The organism is Streptomyces sp. NPDC052236 (assembly GCF_044548015.1).
Taxonomy (GTDB): domain Bacteria; phylum Actinomycetota; class Actinomycetes; order Streptomycetales; family Streptomycetaceae; genus Streptomyces.
Map to the genome: position 1 here is coordinate 15,550 of NZ_JBIUBL010000011.1, position 16,781 is coordinate 32,330.

At 71.3% G+C, this 16,781-nt stretch carries 17 protein-coding genes and 1 pseudogene; 10 read left to right on the forward strand and 8 right to left on the reverse strand.

Annotated elements, in window-relative coordinates:
- Positions 1–55 precede the first annotated feature (55 nt).
- Both ACIHCQ_RS19500 and ACIHCQ_RS19505 read left to right on the forward strand, forming a co-directional pair.
- Positions 56–1,258 carry a serine hydrolase domain-containing protein gene (locus ACIHCQ_RS19500; protein ID WP_399663610.1) on the forward strand — a complete coding sequence of 401 codons (1,203 nt, stop codon included), beginning with the start codon at positions 56–58 and terminating at the stop codon, positions 1,256–1,258.
- Positions 1,255–2,031, forward strand: a complete 777-nt coding sequence (locus ACIHCQ_RS19505; protein ID WP_399663612.1) for an SDR family NAD(P)-dependent oxidoreductase — start codon at positions 1,255–1,257, stop codon at positions 2,029–2,031. The genes ACIHCQ_RS19500 and ACIHCQ_RS19505 overlap by 4 nt, the downstream gene beginning before the upstream one ends.
- Positions 2,032–2,053: 22 nt before the next feature.
- On the opposite strand, the gene ACIHCQ_RS19510 is transcribed toward ACIHCQ_RS19505, so the two are convergent.
- Entirely contained in the window at positions 2,054–2,485 is a 432-nt protein-coding gene (locus ACIHCQ_RS19510) for a VOC family protein (protein WP_399663614.1), read from the reverse strand.
- A 37-nt stretch (positions 2,486–2,522) separates the two neighbouring features.
- Positions 2,523–3,014 carry a MarR family winged helix-turn-helix transcriptional regulator gene (locus tag ACIHCQ_RS19515; RefSeq protein ID WP_399663616.1) on the reverse strand — a complete coding sequence of 164 codons (492 nt, stop codon included), beginning with the start codon at positions 3,012–3,014 and terminating at the stop codon, positions 2,523–2,525.
- Positions 3,015–3,135: 121 nt separating this feature from the next.
- Here ACIHCQ_RS19515 and ACIHCQ_RS19520 point away from each other — a divergent pair, with 121 nt between their 5' ends.
- The gene (locus ACIHCQ_RS19520; RefSeq protein WP_399663618.1) at positions 3,136–3,654 is read left to right on the forward strand and encodes a YceI family protein; all 519 of its coding nucleotides are present in this window, start codon (positions 3,136–3,138) and stop codon (positions 3,652–3,654) included.
- Positions 3,655–3,696: 42 nt separating this feature from the next.
- On the opposite strand, the gene ACIHCQ_RS19525 is transcribed toward ACIHCQ_RS19520, so the two are convergent.
- From ACIHCQ_RS19525 to ACIHCQ_RS19535, 3 genes are all read right to left on the reverse strand, one after another.
- On the reverse strand, positions 3,697–4,467 hold the full coding sequence (locus tag ACIHCQ_RS19525; RefSeq protein WP_399663620.1) for a YqjF family protein: 771 nt from the start codon (positions 4,465–4,467) through the stop codon (positions 3,697–3,699).
- Between the two features lie 238 nt (positions 4,468–4,705).
- Positions 4,706–5,557, reverse strand: coding sequence for an EamA family transporter (locus ACIHCQ_RS19530; protein WP_399663622.1), 852 nt, complete (start codon positions 5,555–5,557; stop codon positions 4,706–4,708).
- A complete protein-coding gene (locus ACIHCQ_RS19535; RefSeq protein WP_399663624.1) occupies positions 5,554–6,045 on the reverse strand; it encodes a YbaK/EbsC family protein in 492 nt (163 codons plus the stop codon). The genes ACIHCQ_RS19530 and ACIHCQ_RS19535 overlap by 4 nt, the downstream gene beginning before the upstream one ends.
- Positions 6,046–6,340: 295 nt before the next feature.
- Here ACIHCQ_RS19535 and ACIHCQ_RS19540 point away from each other — a divergent pair, with 295 nt between their 5' ends.
- Entirely contained in the window at positions 6,341–6,907 is a 567-nt protein-coding gene (locus ACIHCQ_RS19540; RefSeq protein ID WP_399663626.1) for a Uma2 family endonuclease, read from the forward strand.
- Positions 6,908–6,990: 83 nt separating this feature from the next.
- Here the strand turns inward: ACIHCQ_RS19540 and ACIHCQ_RS19545 are convergent.
- The 3 genes and pseudogenes from ACIHCQ_RS19545 to ACIHCQ_RS19555 all read right to left on the reverse strand — a co-directional run.
- Positions 6,991–7,401: pseudogene (locus tag ACIHCQ_RS19545) on the reverse strand (VOC family protein); the annotation flags it as partial.
- 131 nt (positions 7,402–7,532) lie between these two features.
- Positions 7,533–9,173, reverse strand: a complete 1,641-nt coding sequence (locus ACIHCQ_RS19550; RefSeq protein ID WP_399663628.1) for a penicillin-binding transpeptidase domain-containing protein — start codon at positions 9,171–9,173, stop codon at positions 7,533–7,535.
- 142 nt (positions 9,174–9,315) lie between these two features.
- Positions 9,316–11,037 carry a dolichyl-phosphate-mannose--protein mannosyltransferase gene (locus ACIHCQ_RS19555; RefSeq protein WP_399663629.1) on the reverse strand — a complete coding sequence of 574 codons (1,722 nt, stop codon included), beginning with the start codon at positions 11,035–11,037 and terminating at the stop codon, positions 9,316–9,318.
- A 62-nt stretch (positions 11,038–11,099) separates the two neighbouring features.
- Here ACIHCQ_RS19555 and rsmI point away from each other — a divergent pair, with 62 nt between their 5' ends.
- From rsmI to ACIHCQ_RS19585, 6 genes are all read left to right on the forward strand, one after another.
- Entirely contained in the window at positions 11,100–12,014 is a 915-nt protein-coding gene (rsmI, locus tag ACIHCQ_RS19560) for a 16S rRNA (cytidine(1402)-2'-O)-methyltransferase (RefSeq protein WP_399663631.1), read from the forward strand.
- 142 nt (positions 12,015–12,156) lie between these two features.
- Positions 12,157–12,582 carry a hypothetical protein gene (locus tag ACIHCQ_RS19565; RefSeq protein ID WP_399663633.1) on the forward strand — a complete coding sequence of 142 codons (426 nt, stop codon included), beginning with the start codon at positions 12,157–12,159 and terminating at the stop codon, positions 12,580–12,582.
- A gap of 81 nt (positions 12,583–12,663) precedes the next feature.
- Complete coding sequence (locus tag ACIHCQ_RS19570) at positions 12,664–13,533, forward strand: TatD family hydrolase (protein ID WP_399663635.1); 870 nt, start codon at positions 12,664–12,666, stop codon at positions 13,531–13,533.
- Positions 13,534–13,733: 200 nt separating this feature from the next.
- Positions 13,734–14,933, forward strand: coding sequence for a ubiquitin-like domain-containing protein (locus tag ACIHCQ_RS19575; protein WP_399663976.1), 1,200 nt, complete (start codon positions 13,734–13,736; stop codon positions 14,931–14,933).
- Positions 14,930–15,790 carry a 16S rRNA (adenine(1518)-N(6)/adenine(1519)-N(6))-dimethyltransferase RsmA gene (gene rsmA, locus ACIHCQ_RS19580; protein WP_399663636.1) on the forward strand — a complete coding sequence of 287 codons (861 nt, stop codon included), beginning with the start codon at positions 14,930–14,932 and terminating at the stop codon, positions 15,788–15,790. The genes ACIHCQ_RS19575 and rsmA overlap by 4 nt, the downstream gene beginning before the upstream one ends.
- The gene (locus tag ACIHCQ_RS19585; protein ID WP_399663638.1) at positions 15,787–16,737 is read left to right on the forward strand and encodes a 4-(cytidine 5'-diphospho)-2-C-methyl-D-erythritol kinase; all 951 of its coding nucleotides are present in this window, start codon (positions 15,787–15,789) and stop codon (positions 16,735–16,737) included. The genes rsmA and ACIHCQ_RS19585 overlap by 4 nt, the downstream gene beginning before the upstream one ends.
- The last annotated feature ends 44 nt before the right edge of the window (positions 16,738–16,781 follow it).

The window sequence follows — 16,781 nt, forward strand, 5'->3', positions numbered from 1 at the left end:
CCGGACCGGACGCCCCGCGGGCAGGGTGGTCCGGACCACCCTGCACCATGGGGGGATGAGCGGCAGCGGAACAGCAGGCGCGGTGGATGTCCGGGGCACGGTCGCGGAGGGTTTCGAGCAGGTCCAGGACGCCTTCGTACGCAACTTCCAGCAGCGCGGCGAGCGAGGGGCGGCGGTCGCCGTCTACCGCGACGGCCGCAAGGTGGTCGACCTGTGGTCGGGCACGCGCGACGTCGATGACGATGACCCGCAGGGGGCCCTGTGGGCCGTGGACACCGCGCAGATCGTCCGTTCCGCGAGCAAGGGCGTGGCGGCGGCCGTGGTGCTCCTGCTCCACCAGCGCGGCCAGATCGACCTGGACGCCCCGGTCTCCACGTACTGGCCGGAGTTCAAGGCGGCGGGCAAGGAGCGGGTGTTCGTACGCCAACTGCTCTCGCACCGCGCGGGGCTGCCCGTCCTGGACCGCCCGCTCACCCCGGCCGAGGCGGCGGACGGCGTCACAGGACCGGCGGCGGTCGCCGCGCAGCGGCCGGTGTGGGAGCCCGGCACGGACCACGGCTACCACGCGCAGACGTACAGCTGGCTGATCGGCGAACTCGTACGCCGGGTGACCGGCCGGACCATCGGCCGCTGGATCGCCGAGGAGGTCGCCCGCCCGCTCGCCCTGGACTTCTGGCTCGGGCTGCCCGCGGACGAGGCCTACCGGGTGGGCCGGATCGGCCCCGTCGACGAACCGGCCACGGCGGACGGCGGCGGCCTCACACTGCGCCCCAAGCGCGCGGTCGCGGAGGCGTACAACGACCCGGCCTCGCTCAGCCGCCGCGCCTTCGGGGCGATCGCCCCGTTCCCGGACCACAACGACGCCGCGTTCCGTGCCGCCGAACTCGCCGGGGCCAACGGCATCTCCACCGCCCGCGCGCTGGCCCGCTTCTACGCCGCGACGATCGGCGAGGTCGACGGCGGCCCCCGGCTGTTCGCCCCGGCGACGGTCACCCTCGCCCGCACCGAGGAGTCGGCGGGCCAGGACCGGGTCCTGGTGGTCCCCACCCGCTTCGGCCTCGGCTTTATGCTGCACGGCCCGGCGTCGCCACTGCTCGGCCCGACTTCCTTCGGCCACCCGGGCCGGGGCGGCTCGCTCGGCTTCGCCGACCCGGAGTCGGGCATCGCGCTGGGTTACGTGACGAACGGCATGCGCAAGGGAGTTACAGCTGATCCGCGCGCGCAGGCACTGATCAGAGCTGTACGTTCGGCCATATGAACTTCGCGCGACGTTTCGAGGACCACGGCGTACTGATCACGGGCGGGGCGCGGGGTATCGGCGAGGCGACGGCCCGCCGCCTCGCCGCCGAGGGGGCCCGCGTCCTGATCGCGGACGTGGACGCGGACCAGGCGGCCAGGACCGCCGAGTCCATCCCGGGCGCGGAGTCCATCGGCTGCGACGTGGCCGACCGTACGGCGGTCGAGACGGCCGTCGCGTACGCCGTCGAACGCTTCGGAACCCTGGACGTACTGGTCAACAACGCCTTCTCGTGCAGCCCGGACACCCCGCTGCTGGAGGACCAGCCGGACGACACCTGGTACCGGGACCTGGACATCTGCCTGACGGGGGCCTTCCGCTGCGCCCGCGCCGCGGTGCCGCACCTGGCCGCGTCCGGCCGGGGCGCGATCGTCAACATCGGCTCCGTCAACGCCGAGCAGTCCTTCGGCAACCACGCCTACAGCGCGGCCAAGGCGGGCCTCGCCTCGCTGACCCGCACCCTGGCGGCCGACCTGTCCCCGCGCGGCGTACGCGTCAACCAGATCAACCCGGGCACGATCCGCACCCGCGCATGGGCCGGCCGCGAGGCCGGTCTCGAAGCGCTGAGCCGCGTCTATCCGCTGGGCCGGGTGGGCGAGCCGGAGGACATCGCGGCGGCGGCGGCGTTCCTGGCCTCGCGGGACGCGGCCTGGGTCACGGGCACGACGCTGCGGGTGGACGGCGGCCTGCTGGCGGTGAACACGGCGTTCGCCCAGGCGGTGGGCGAGGACTGACCGGCCGCTCGGACCGCTTCGGCTAAGCGGCGCCCACGGCCACGCAGAACTCATTCCCCTCCGGGTCGGCCATCACCAAATGGCCGTCGCACTCCTCCACGACCGCCGCCCCCGCCGCCACCAGCCGCTGTGACTCGGCCCTGATCCGGGCCCACCGCTCTTCCTGGCTGCCCTGCCCCGACACCCGGATGTCTATGTGGAGCCGGTTCTTCGCCGTCTTCGGCTCCGGCACCTTGAGGATGCTCAGCCGCGGTCCGACGCCGTCGGGCGCGCAGAGCCACGCCCCGTCGTCCACGGAGTCGTCCTCCGGCAGGCCGAACGACGCGTGCCACTCCTCGCGGGTCTTGAAGGGGGCGGGCGGGGGCTCGTCCACGTACCCCAGGGCAAGCTTCCAGAAGTCGGCGAGCCGCTTCGCGTCCGTACAGTCGAAGGTCAGATCGAAGTTGGCTGTCATGATCCGACGGTACTGTCCGCCACTGACAATCGACTGTCTACGAGGCGGTTTCGGGGCTGCTCGGCAGCAGGCCCCGCAGTGCTTCCAACAGCTGTGGTCCGACCAGGTGCGCGACGGCGTCGGTGACGGCATCGGCCAGCGGGGGCGAGGCCTCGGTCATCAGCCGGCGTGCCTTGTCGGTGAGTGCCACTTCGATGCCGCGCCGGTCGCCGCACGTCGAGTTCCGGGCGACCAGCCCGTAGCGATGGAGGCAGGCGACCTGGTAGGTCAGCCGGGTCTTGGGGCGGCCCAGGAGCTCTGCGATCCGTGTCATCCGCAGGCCGGCGGGCTGGTCGGCCAGCAGGCACAGCACCAGGAACTCGTCGTGCGAGACGCCGAGTTCCTCCTTGACCCGCGCGTGGAGCTGCTGCTCGATCGCGCCGGCTGCGGCCAGCAGGTGCATCCAGGCGCGCAACTCGTCCGGTAGCAGCCCACTCCGGCCCGCGTCGGGGCATCCGGGCAGGTCGGCGGGGTCGGAAGCGTGGGCCACAGTTGAAGCGTACTCGTTGTCCAGAATTGGATTACCGGCTAGCGTGTGGTCATACAAATTGGGCCCCTTCTGGTAGTCCGTCGTGCCGTATGCCCATCAATTCCCGTTCACAGGAGAGAACATGACCGTCGTCGTCGAAACAGGCATCTGGCAGCTCGACACCGCCCGCTCCACCGTTGCCTTACGGCACAAGTCCATGGGGGGCATGATGACGGTGAAGGGCGTGTTCACCTCCTTCACCGGCGAGGGGGAGGTCCGGCCCGACGGATCCGCACTCGGCACGCTGACTCTGGACGCCGCGTCCCTGGACACCAAGAACCCCAAGCGCGACACGCATCTGCGCTCCGCCCAGCTCTTGGACGTGGAGAAGCACCCCGCCATCACCTTCACCGTTCTCAGCGCCGTGCCCGGCGACGACAGCACGGTCAAGATCTCGGGTGAGCTGACCGTGCTCGGCGTCGGCGTGCCGCAGTCCTTCACCGCGCGCCTCACGGACGTGGGCCCTGACGGAGTCACCGTGAACGGGGAGCTGTCGCTGAGAGACCGGAAGCAGTTCGGCATGGTCTGGAACCCGTTGGGCATGATGAGCGGCCCGACCACCGTCACCGCCACTCTCCGCTTCGTGCGCGCCTCGGTGTAAGAGGTCGCCTTCTCCGTATGAGAGCCCCTCGCGGGCGGCGAGTCAGGGGGTCGGGATGCCGGCCGGCCGGGCAGGGCGGCCCAGGCGGACCGGCACGCCCGGTGAGTACAGCACGCTCACCGGCTCCCCCGCCGGAGGCCGCAGTCCGGCCGCCGCCACGAGGTCCTCCTCGCACTCGATCAGCTCCGCCCGGTGCAGTGGCCAGCGGGGGTGGTCGTTCGGCAGATACGCCGCTTCGCCGAAGAAGGCGTTGTGCATGCCCCACCGCGCGGTCAGGAAGTGCTCCAGCTCGGTGGGTTCGTCGATGCGTTGGCCGGTCCGTATGGTGATCCGGCTGTGTGCGCCGCGCGGTCCCGGCCAACGCCGCGAGCTGGTATAGCTGATGGTGCCGCCTTCGGCGCGGACGGCCATACGGGACCACAGGTAGGGCAGCCGGAAAACGGCTCGCCCCATCACCACCGGCACCAGACGTGCGGCGTCCAGCGAGCAGAAGACCACGCCTCGGCGCCCGTGCGTGTCCACGGAGTACAGGCGCACATTGGTCTCCGGGAATGTGCCGAGGTAGGGGACCCCGGGCAACCGCAGCCAGCCGACCCGGTGCATCCGGAAGGCGACCAGGCCGACGTAGGTGACTCCGTCGAGCGTGTCGGGAACGGTCCCGGCCGGCAGCAGCCCGGCCACGACGTCCGGGTCCACGGCCCAGTGGACGAAGGCCAGGTCGCGCCACCACTGGGTGAGCAGCGGGCTCCGTATGGCTGCAGGGGCGTCGGGCGTGACGGGCTGCGGGACCGGGACCGGGGGCGTGATCGGCATCGCGCCAGCATCGCAGACGCGCGGGCGGCCGGTTTGGCGTGTTTGGCGTGCCTGGCGTGCTTGTCGGAGGGGCGCGGTGTCTGCCGGTGGTAAGGGAAGTGCGGTGAAGGTCAGGTGGGCAGGATCGAGCGTCCGGCGAGGGCGCGGAGGGCGCGGAGGGTGCGGAAGGGGTAGAGGGGGCAGCGCGGCTGAGTACCTCGTTGCGCGGGACGAACCGCCACACCAAGCGGACCCGCCGTCAGCCCGCGCGCAGCATCAGGCCGATGCCCACCACCATCAACGCCGCCGCCGCGATCCGCGGGGCCCCGAACCGTTCCTTGAACAACAGCGCCCCGATCGCCGCACCCACGATGATCGACGACTCCCGCAGCGCCGCGACCGGAGCGAGCGGCGCCCGGGTCTGCGCCCACAGCACCAGCCCGTACGCCACGATGGACAGCGCCGCCCCGAGTAGTCCGCGTGCCGCGTGCGGGCGCAGCTGGGCGAGAAGGCGACCCCGGTGGACGTGGAGCGCGTACGCCGGGATCAGCAGGCCCTCCAGGATCATCAGCCAGGCGATATAGCCGAGGGGCGTGCCCGAGGCGCGTACGCCCACGCCGTCCACGACCGTGTACGCGGCGATCGACAGCCCGGTCGCCAGCGCGGCCAGCAGTGCCGACCAGTGCGGGCGCGTCCCGGAGCCCTTGATGCCCCACACGGCCACACCCACCAGGCCCGCCGAAGCCAGCGACACCCCCGCCAACTGCCAGCCGCCCAGCCGCTCCCCGACGAACAGCGCCGCGAGCAGGGTGACCACCAGGGGTGCCGTCCCGCGCGCGACCGGATACATCTGGCCGAAGTCGCCCAGGGTGAACGACCGCATCAGCAGCGCCTGGTAGCCGATGTGGATCACCGCGGAGGCGACCAGATACGGCCAGGCGGCGGCGTCGGGCAACGGGACGAAGCAGGCGAGCACCGCCCCGATGACCGCGCCGCCGCCGGTGATCAGGGTGAAGGCGAGCAGCTGATCACGGATGGTGTGCGCCAGCGCGTTCCAGGTGGCATGCGTGACCGCGGCTATCAGGACAGCCGCGGCGACGAGAACCGTCACGCCAGGCGCTCGCGTACGTCCACGAGTGTGCCGCCCGCGTGGGCGATCAGCGTCGCGGGGTCGAGCGGAAAGACGGCGTGCGGAGTCCCGGCCGCCGCCCACACCACCTCATGGTCGAGCAGCCCGCGATCGGCGAGCACCCGGGTCCTGGTGGCATGCCCGAAGGGCGGCACACCACCGATCGCGTACCCCGTGGTCTCCCGCACCAGCTCGGCGTCGGCGCGCTTGACGGCCCCGGCGCCGAGCTCCTCCCGTACGCGCTCGACATCGACCCGCGACGAGCCGTCCATCAGCACCAGCACCGGCACCCCGTCCGCCTGGAAGATCAGCGACTTGACGATCTCGCCGACACCGCAACCGATCGCGGCGGCGGCCTGGACGGCGGTACGCGTGGCCTCGGGAAAGCGCCGCACCGGGACATCGAGCCCCAGCTCGCGGAGGGCTTCGGCGAAACGGGGATGCGCGGCGGTGCCGTCGTGAGTACTCATGGCCCGCACGCTATCGGCGGCTGTACGGGCCACGCGAGCGGCTTTACCGGGGAAGTGGTGCCAGTTGGCCGGCTGTCGGGTCAGCGGGCCTGCGGCACCTGGGCCACCACCGGGCCAAGGCCCCGGTCGAGCACGTGCATGTGATCGACGGCCGTGTTGCCCCTGCCTTGCCCTCGCCGGTGACCTGCGGTTTTGCTTTTATACGCCAGCGCCTGCCACGACGAGTGCCAGCGGGAGACAGTACGCTGAGCCCAGCAAGAACCAGGCCCGCCGCGCAGGTTCAGGGAGGTGCGACATGACCGCCGAGATGGTTGCTCCCGCGTGGATGCACGAACAGATCACGGCGCAGCAATACGACTCCTGGTCCGAGGAACAGTGCGTGGGCATCGAGATCGTGGATGGAATGGTCGTTGTGAGTCCCAGCGCGTCCAAGAGGCACCATCGCCTGGCCCGGATCCTGGCGAACGCTCTGGAGGCCGCTGCGGGACCCGAGTGGAACGCGGATACGGACTTCGACGTCCGGCTGCAGGATGTGCCGCTCACGAATCGTCGTCCGGATGTCGTCGTGTACCGGGCGGACACGATTGACATCATGCCCACCCGGCCTGAGCACGTGCTGCTGGTCGCCGAGGTTGTCTCGCCGGGTTCTGAGACCACTGACCGGATCGTGAAGGTCGACCAGTACGCCAAAGCCGGGATCGCTTTCTACTGGCGGGTCGAGCAGGCCGCGACCGGCGTTCCGCTGGTGTACACCTATGTTCTCGACCCAGCGACCAGGTCCTACCGAGACGGAGATATGTTCACCGGCAAGGTGAAAGTTTCCGCGCCTTTCCCGGTTGAGATCGACCTCGGCCAGCTCTGACACCCCTGGACCGGGACGGCCGGGTTCAGCGAAGGGGCTGATGGACCGGACGCGGGGGCACGGGGGCACGTCTTGTGCTGGTCCTCGGGACAGAGGAACTCAAGGCGGTTCTCGTGGCAGTCAGCGGCGTAGAAACGTCGATGGCCTGGGAAGTTGTCATCCCATATCACCTTGACGCCCAGGGCAGTCAGCCGCGCGGCCAAGCCGTCGATGTCAGCGACCAGGATGCCAGGGTGTCCTTTACGGGATGGACGGAAGTCCTCCTCGACGCCCAGGTGGATCTCCAGGGTGTCTGAGCGCACCCACAGGCCCCCGCGAGCCGCGAGCACCGGGGGTTTCCGGAGCTCGGTCATGCCCAGCACGTCCACGTAGAAGCGGCGGCACACCTCCTCCTCGCCCGGGGGCAGGGCGAGCTGCACGTGATGCAGCCCGAGGCCGAAGGGGGACGTCGCCTCGGTGGACTCGTAGGGCAGTACGCGCTGACGCTCACTCATGGTCGACGGTCCCTTTCATCCGTGAGGGCCGTGCCTTCGCCCCACCTGTACCCGTCCCGCCGACGTACGGCGCCGATGCCTCGGGCGGGGGAGTCCCGCCCGAGGCCGGGCCGACGATCCCGCGCAGTGGGTCAGCCCGCCCGCAGTACCTGCGCCACCACCGGGCCCGCCGCGTCGCCGCCGTGGCCGCCCGCCTCGACCACCGCTGCCGCCGCCAGGTCGTCGGCGAAGCCGGTGAACCAGCTGTTCGACTTTCCTTGCCCGTCGACCTCCGCGGAGCCGGTCTTCGCGCCCTTGTCGCCGTTGCCGGCCTCGGCCATGGCCTTCGCGCCCGTGCCGTTCCCCGTCGCGGCGGCGCGCATCAGGTCTCGCAGCGCCTGGGCGACGGAGCCCGGGAGCGGCGTGGCCGTGGCCAGTTCACGGTCGTCGAGGGACTGAGGGACGATCACCGGCTGTCGGAAGCTGCCCTTCTTCGCGGTCGCGGCGATGGACGCCATGTTGAGCGCGTTCATCGTGATCTTGCCCTGTCCGATGTACGAGGCCGCGGTCTCCCCGCCCGACGACTCGGGGACGCTGCCGTCGCGGGTGACGATGCCCGTCTGCCAGTCGAGACCTATGCCGAAGTACTTGCCGGCCGTCTCGCCCAGCGCCGTACCGGCGATCTTCTTCTTGGTGAGCGGCGTGATCGCCTTGATGAAGGTGGTGTTGCAGGAGCGGCGGAAGCTGTCCTTGAAGGTGGCGTTCGGGATCTCGAACTTGTCCAGGTTCTGGAACGTCACCCCTTCCCACCCGACGGTCGGCGGGCACTCCACCGGCGCGCTCGGCCCGCTGACCACCCCGTTGATCAGCATCATCGCCGCAGTCACGATCTTCATCGTGGAGCCGGGCGCCTGCGCGCCCTGCACCGCCGTGTTGAAGCCGCCCGCCGGGCTGTTGGCGATCGCCCGTATCTCACCCGTACTCGGCTTGATCGCGACGACCGACGCCTGGCCGTACTTCTTCACCGCGGTCTCGGCGGCAGCCTGCACATCCGCGTCGATCGTGGTCGTCAGCTTGCCCTCCTTGCCCTTGGCCAGGGTCAGCAGGGTCTGGTCGGCCGTGGCCGCGTCCGCGGACGCGATGACCAGTTCGACGCCGGGCGTGCCGCCCGCCGTCGCGCCGTACTTCTTGCGCAGCGCGTCCAGGACCGGACCGAGCGACGGGTACTTCTCCGCCGTCAGCTCCCGGCCCTTGCGGTCGACCGCCTTGATCGGCGGGGACGAGGCCCCGCCCGTCTTCAGGCTCGCGCCCTTCGTCAGCTTCGGGTGGACCACTGTCGGCAGCCAGTCGACCAGCGGCTTGCCGGAGGTCAGCCCGCGCACCACGGTCAGTTCGGAGGAGTACGACCAGGGCATGCTCTTGCCCCCGTGCGTCACGGTCGCCTTGACCGTGAACGGCACCTTCGCGCCGACCGCCGTGCCCGGGGTGATCACGGCCTTGGAGACACTCGCCTGCGCGCTGTACCCGGAGAGCAGCGGCCCGGCCTCTGCCGCGTTGTTGGTCAGCTCCGCGGCCTTCGGACCATTGCCCGCCGCCCACGCCGCCAGGAAGTCCTTCGCCGTCTCGTCGATCTCGTCCGCGCTCGGCGGCCCGGTCTTCGCGGACGCGGTCGTACTGTCCGTACCGTCGTCGCCGGTCAGCCCGCCGTACAGGTTGTAGCCGCCATAGCCCACGCCACCGGCGACCACCACAAATATCCCGCCGACGACGGCGACCTTCACTCCGCTGCGCATCTTTTGCGGTCCCCTCCCCGGGAGCGTCCCCCAAGCACACTTGTTGAAAAGCGTGTTCAAGGACCTGGATCCGCTGCACTCTACGGGACAGGAGTGAACAGGGCCCGAGGCCGTTATAGGACCGCGACGATCGTGCCCTGATTCAGACCCAGGTATCCAGCCACATCCGATTGCGCCAGTCCTCCACCGGAATCGACGTCCCCGTGTACAGCGGATAGAAGTAAATGAAGTTCCAGATGATCAGCAGCACCAGCACTCCGGCACCGATCGCGCCCAGCGCCCTCCGCCGCTCGTCCGACCCCGGCGGCCCCAGCATCGCGCCGATCATCATCGCCACCGCCAGGCACAGGAACGGCACGAACACCACCGCGTAGAACAGGAAGATCGTGCGCTCCTGATAGAAGAACCAGGGCACCCACCCCGCCACGATCGCCCCCGCGATCGCCCCCGCCCGCCAGTCGCGGCGGAACAGCCAGCGCCACAGGATGTAGCAGACCGCGAAACACGCCGCCCACCACAGCATCGGCGTCCCCAGCGCCAGCACCTCGCGCGCGCACTTGTTCGCCGCGTCCGCCGGGCAGCCGTCCACGCCCGCTTTCGGGTCCTCGTAGAAGAACGAGACCGGGCGGCCCAGCACGATCCAGCTCCACGGGTTCGACTCGTACGTGTGGCCCGAGGTCAGATTGACGTGGAAGTCGTAGACCTCCGTCTCGTAGTGCCACAGGCTCCGCAGCCAGTCCGGCAGCCACGTCCAGCTGCCGCCCCGGCCCTGCGTCTGCGCCCAGTTCCTGAAGTAGCCCTTGTCCGTGACGATCCAGCCCGTCCACGACGCGATGTACGTGAGCACCGCGACCGGGATCGTCGACACGAACGCCGGCACCAGGTCCTTCTTCAGCACCGCCAGGTACGGCCGTACCGCGCCCGCCGTCCGCCGCGCGCCCACGTCCCACAGGACCGTCATCAGCCCGAACATGGCCATTACATACAGGCCGTTCCACTTCGTGCCCGCCGCCAGGCCCAGCATCACGCCCGCCGCCAGCCGCCACGGCCGCCAGCCCAGCCGCAGCCTCTCCGCGACCATCGCGTCCGGCCGCAGCACGCCCTCCTCGTCCGTCTCCAGCGCCGCCGCGAGCCGCCTGCGCGCCCAGTCCCGGTCGATCACCAGACAGCCGAACGCCGCCAGCACGAAGAACATCAGCACCTGGTCGAGCAGCGCCGTGCGGCTCATCACGAAGTGCAGGCCGTCCACCGCGAGCAGCGCGCCCGCCAGGCAGCCCAGGAACGTCGAGCGGAACAGCCGCCGGCCGATCCGGCAGAGCATCAGCACCGACAGCGTGCCGAGTACGCAGACCATGAACCGCCAGCCGAACGGCGTGAACCCGAAGATCTGCTCCCCGAACCCGATCACCCATTTGCCGACCGGCGGGTGCACCACATAGCCCGGGTCGGTCGGCACCGTCACCGCGTCCGGGTTCGCCAGGATCGTTTTGTCGATGTCCTTCGGCCAGCTGCCCTCGTAGCCCTGATTGATCAGCGCCCAGGCGTCCTTGGCGTAGTACGTCTCGTCGAATATCACCGCGTCCGGCTTGCCGAGGTTCCAGAACCGCAGCACCCCCGCGACCAGCGCCACCAGCAGCGGCCCGCCCCACGCGGACAGCCGTAGCAGCAGCTGGGCGCCCCTGGCCGAGATGCCGAACACGGGCCACAGCCCCTCGGACGGCCGCGCGTACGGCGGCACCAGGCGTTCACGCAGCCCGATCACCGGCCGGGGCACGTAGCCGAATCGGCGCAGCCTGCGCTGCCAGCCGGGGGGCTGCTGATCGGCTTCCTTGCCCTGCAGGGTCTGTGGCGCGGTACTGGTCACCGCGCCATCGTAGGGAACGCGACTGTGCGAGTGGTGCGTCCGGTCCTGCGAGGATGGCAGACGTGACAACTGATCTGCCCCGTGAGACGACCCCCGGACCCACCACAGGCGTACTGGTACTGGCCGGAACCCCCATCGGCGACGTCGCCGACGCGCCACCCCGGCTCGCCGCCGAACTCGAGCGCGCCGACGTGATCGCCGCCGAGGACACCCGGCGGCTGCGCCGCCTCACCCAGGCGCTCGGCGTGCACACCCGGGGCCGGGTCGTGTCGTACTTCGAGGGCAATGAGTCGGCCCGTACGCCGGAACTGGTCGAGGCGCTGACCGGCGGCGCCCGCGTGGTGCTGGTCACCGACGCCGGCATGCCGTCCGTCTCCGACCCCGGCTACCGGCTCGTCGCCGCAGCCGTCGAGAAGGACATCAAGGTCACGGCGGTGCCGGGCCCGTCCGCCGTACTGACCGCGCTCGCCCTGTCCGGGCTGCCCGTGGACCGCTTCTGCTTCGAGGGCTTCCTGCCGCGCAAGGCCGGCGAGCGCCTGAGCAAACTGCGCGAGGCCGCGGGCGAGCGGCGCACCCTCGTCTACTTCGAGGCCCCGCACCGGCTGGACGACACGCTCGCCGCGATGGCCGAGATCTTCGGCGCCGAGCGCCGCGCCGCCGTCTGCCGCGAGCTGACCAAGACGTACGAGGAGGTCAAGCGCGGCGGCCTGGGCGAGCTCGCGGCCTGGGCGGCCGAAGGCGTACGCGGCGAGATCACCGTCGTCGTGGAGGGCGCCCCCGACGCGGCGCCCGGCGACCTCGACGCGGCGGAACTGGTGCGCAGGGTGCGGGTGCGCGAGGAGGCGGGGGAGCGGCGCAAGGAGGCCATCGCGGCGGTCGCCGCCGAGGCGGGGGTTCCCAAGCGGGAGGTGTTCGATGCCGTCGTCGCGGCAAAGAACGCGGATCGTCCGGTTCCCTCGAACGGCAGCGAACGGTAAAGGACTATCGTGAAAGGCAAAGCGCAGACCGTGTCCTGGGCCATTTCCGCATGGAGTGGGCCAAGAGCAGGCCATTAATCGGCAGGCGCTGATGCGCTCTTGCCGGAATGGGCGTCCACTGGACCAGTGGAAAGGAGCTGGCATGAGTGAGATCACAGGCACCGCCAAGGTCCACGAGGCGTATGCCTTTGCTTGTATGCGATGCGGGCACGGTTGGGAGCAGTCCTACGAGATAGAGCATCACGTCGACGCCACGGGCCACGAATTCGTTGTCTACCGGGCCGGCGGCGAGCGGGTGCCCTCCCCGCTCTCGAGCCCGAGCTGCGTCAACTGCGGCGGGCACGTCGTACGGATCATGCGGTCCGGACAGGTCTCCTCGGTGCTGGACCTGATGGAGCAGGCGGCGGCGCCGCCGGTGTCGCCCGCCGGGCCGATACCCAAGGCGGGCGAGCGGGCAGAACGGACCGACGAGGGAGGGCGGCCGGAACAGCCTGCGCAGACCGCGCCCGGCGAAGATCATCACTGGCACCTCTCCGACCTCCTGCGCCCCTTCCATCACCGCAAATGAGAGTGGGCGCGCGCCCCTCGCGGATGGCCGCGCACAGGCCCTCGCACGGGGCTTCGCACGGAGCCTCGTAGGATCGCGGCCATGACCTCGAAGTCCGTCCCGCCGCCGCTGCCCGAACCGCTCGGCGTGCCGGTCGCCGATTCGCACACCCACCTGGACATGCAGGAGGGCACTGTTGAAGAGGCGCTGGCGCGGGCAGCGGCGGTCGGCGTGACGACCGTCGTCCAGGTGGGCTGCGACCTCAAGGGCTCCCGCTGGGCCGTGGAGACGGCCACCGCCCACGAGAGCGTGCATGCCGCCGTCGCCCTGCACCCCAACGAGGCCCCCCGCATCGTCCACGGGGACCCGGACGGCTGGTCGCGGCAGGGCGCGCGCGAAGCCGGCGGGGACGGCGCGCTGGACGACGCCCTCGCCGAGATCGACCGGCTCGCCGCCCTCCCGCAGGTGCGCGCCGTCGGCGAGACCGGCCTCGACCAGTTCCGTACGGGCGCGGACGGCATCGCCGCCCAGGAGCGTTCCTTCCGGGCGCACATCGAGATCGCCAAACGGCACGGCAAGGCCCTGGTCATCCACGACCGCGACGCGCACGCCGACGTACTGCGGATTCTCGCCGAGGAAGGCGCGCCCGAACGCACCGTCTTCCACTGCTATTCCGGCGACGCGGAAATGGCCGAAGTGTGCGCGGCCAAGGGCTACTTCATGTCCTTCGCCGGCAATGTGACCTTCAAAAACGCCCAGCCGCTGCGCGACGCCCTCGCCGTCGCCCCCACGGAACTCGTACTCGTCGAAACGGACGCGCCCTTTCTGACCCCCGCGCCCTACCGCGGACGGCCCAATGCGCCGTATCTCATTCCCCTCACGCTGCGCGCGATGGCGGCGGTCAAGGGACTCCACGAGGACACGCTGGCCGAGGCGATCTCCGTCAATACGGCGCGCGCCTTTGATTACTGAGCGTGCAAGCCGAGCGCGGCCGGGCAGCGTAGCGCGGCGACACTCTGTAGTCGAATCATCTTGGAACGTGACCGCAGCTCCGCTAGTCTCCCGGCGTCGTGAGCACTTCGCAGGGCAGTCACCGCGCCACGCGTGAGCCTCGCCGCGACGAGGCGAGGACAGTGGAGCCGTACGAGAGCCACCCGGACCTCTGGGGGTTCCTGGATCCGTACGCTCCGGCGTACGAGCTACGCCAACCCGTCACACCCCCCGTCGGCGGGCGCGCCGAAGCCCGTCGCGCCGCCCGGCGCCGCAGAGCCGCGGCACGGCCCGAAACCCTGCGCCGCCTCGTCCCGCAGGCCCTCGTCGTCGCCTTCCTGGCCGGCGGCACCTCCGCCTTCGTCGCCGCCGACAAGGCCGTACGCATCGACGTCGACGGCGTGCCGCGCACCCTGCACACCTTCGCCGACGACGTCCGCGAGCTCCTGGCGGACGAGGGCCTCGATGTCGGCGCGCACGACCTCGTCGCCCCGGCGCCCGGCGCGCCCCTGACCGGCGGCGACGAGATCACCGTCCGCTACGGGCGGCTCGTGACCCTCACCCTGGACGGGCAGCCGCGCCGCGTGTGGACCACCGCCCACACCGTCGAGGAGGCCCTGCGCGAGCTGGGCGTGCGGGCCGAGGGCGCGTATCTGTCCCTCGCGCGGTCCCTGGTGATCCCCCGCGCGGGCCTCACCCTGAACGTACGGACCGAGCGGACCGTCACCTTCCTGGCCGACGGGCGCGAGCGCACCATCCGTACGAACGCGGCGAGCGTGCGCGAGGCGCTGGCCGACGCGGGCATCGAGCTGCGCGGCCAGGACACCACATCCGTACCGCCCGGCCGCTTCCCGCGCGACGGCCAGACCATCACCGTCATGCGGATCACCCGTGGCAAGGAGGTCAGCGAGGAGCCCATCGACTTCCGCGTGCACCGGACCGAGGACGCCTCGCTGTTCGCCGGGACCGAGGTCGTCGTACGACAGGGCAGACCCGGCGCGCTCCGGGTCACGTACGCCGTGCGGACGGTCAACGGTGTCCGGCAGAAGCCACGGAAACTTGCCGAGGAGGTGGTCCGGGAGCCCGTTACCCAGCGGGTGAGGTTCGGCACCAGGCCGCTGCCCGACTCCGTACGCGGCGCGGACAGGCTGAACTGGGACGGGCTCGCCCAGTGCGAGTCGGGCGGGCGGCCGGAGGCGGTCGACGCGTCGGGGCACTACGGCGGCCTGTACCAGTTCGACACCGGTACCTGGCAGCGTCTTGGCGGCAAGGGCAGACCGCAGGACGCGCCCGCCGCGGAGCAGACGTACCGGGCGAAGAAGCTGTACGTACAAAGGGGGGCGAGTCCGTGGCCGCATTGCGGCCGTAGGCTGTATCAGTGAGTACCACTGAGCCCGACGCACTCCTCGGCCCCGCCGACATCCGTGAAATGGCCGCAGCGCTGGGCGTACGCCCCACCAAGCAGCGCGGCCAGAACTTCGTCATCGACGCCAATACGGTCCGGCGGATCGTACGGACCGCGGGGGTGCGCGAGGACGACATCGTGGTGGAGGTCGGGCCAGGGCTCGGCTCGCTGACGCTGGCGCTGCTGGAGGCGGCGGACCGGGTCGTCGCCGTCGAGATCGACGATGTGCTGGCGGGCGCGCTGCCGGCGACGATCGCGGCGCGCATGCCGGGGCGCGCGGACCGCTTCACGCTGGTGCACTCCGACGCGATGCGGGTGCGGGAGCTGCCGGGGCCGCCGCCGACCGCGCTGGTCGCGAACCTTCCGTACAACGTGGCCGTGCCCGTACTGCTGCACATGCTGGAACGCTTCCCGACGATCGAACGCACGCTGGTCATGGTCCAGGCGGAGGTCGCGGACCGGCTCGCGGCCGGGCCGGGCAACAAGGTGTACGGGGTGCCTTCGGTGAAGGCGAACTGGTACACGGAGGTCAAGCGGGCGGGGTCCATCGGGCGCAGCGTCTTCTGGCCGGCGCCCAATGTCGACTCGGGCCTGGTGTCGCTGGTGCGGCGGGCGGAGCCGGTGCAGACGACGGCGTCGAAGGCGGAGGTCTTCGCGGTGGTCGACGCGGCCTTCGCGCAGCGCCGCAAGACGCTGCGGGCGGCGCTCGCGGGGTGGGCGGGGTCCCCGGTGGCGGCGGAGGCGGCGCTGGTCGCGGCGGGGGTCTCGCCGCAGGCGCGCGGGGAGTCACTGACGGTGGAGGAGTTCGCCCGGATCGCGGAGGCGAAGGCGTGAGCGTTACGCGACGGGCCCAGGTCCGGGTCCGGGTTCCGGCGAAGGTCAATGTCCAGCTGGCAGTGGGCGCCGCGCGCCCCGACGGCTTCCACGACCTCGCCAATGTCTTCCTCGCGGTCGGCCTGTACGACGAGGTCACGGTGACGGACGCCGACGCGCTGACGATCACCTGCGCCGGTCGTGACGCGGACCAGGTCCCCCTCGACCGTACGAACCTGGCGGCGCGGGCAGCCGAACTGCTGGCCGCGCGCCACGGCATCGACCCGCGCGTCCACATCCACATCGCGAAGGACATCCCGGTCGCGGGCGGCATGGCGGGCGGCAGCGCGGACGGCGCCGGGGCGCTGCTCGCGTGCGACGCGCTGTGGGGTCTCGGTTCCCCGCGCTCCGAGCTGCTCGACATCTGTGCGGAACTGGGCAGTGACGTTCCCTTCTCGCTGGTGGGCGGCGCGGCGCTGGGCACCGGGCGCGGTGAGCGGCTCACGGAGCTGGAGGTCGGCGGGGAGTTCCACTGGGTGTTCGCGGTGGCGGACGGCGGTCTGTCCACGCCCGCGGTGTACCGAGAGTTCGACCGCCTGACCGCGTCCGCGTCCGGGTCCACGTCCGCACCGGTCGCGGAGCCGGTCGCGTCGCCCGCGCTGCTGGAGGCCCTGCGCACGGGCGACGCGACCGCCCTGGCGGCGACGCTCGCCAACGACCTCCAGCCCGCGGCGCTTTCGCTGCGGCCCGGCTTGTCGGCGACGCTCGCGGCGGGCACGGCGGCGGGGGCGCTGGCGGCCCTGGTCTCGGGCTCGGGCCCGACGACGGCGTTCCTGACGAAGTCCCCGGAGACGGCGGCCGAGGTCGCGGAGGCCCTCCTCGCCTCGGGTACCTGCCGCACGGCGCGGGTGGCGCCGTCCCCGGCGGCGGGCGCGACGGTGGTGGGCGCGACGGCGGCGGGGGCCTGAGGGGTTTCTTGCGGGGCTCGGTCACCCCATGCCCCCGCCCCTGA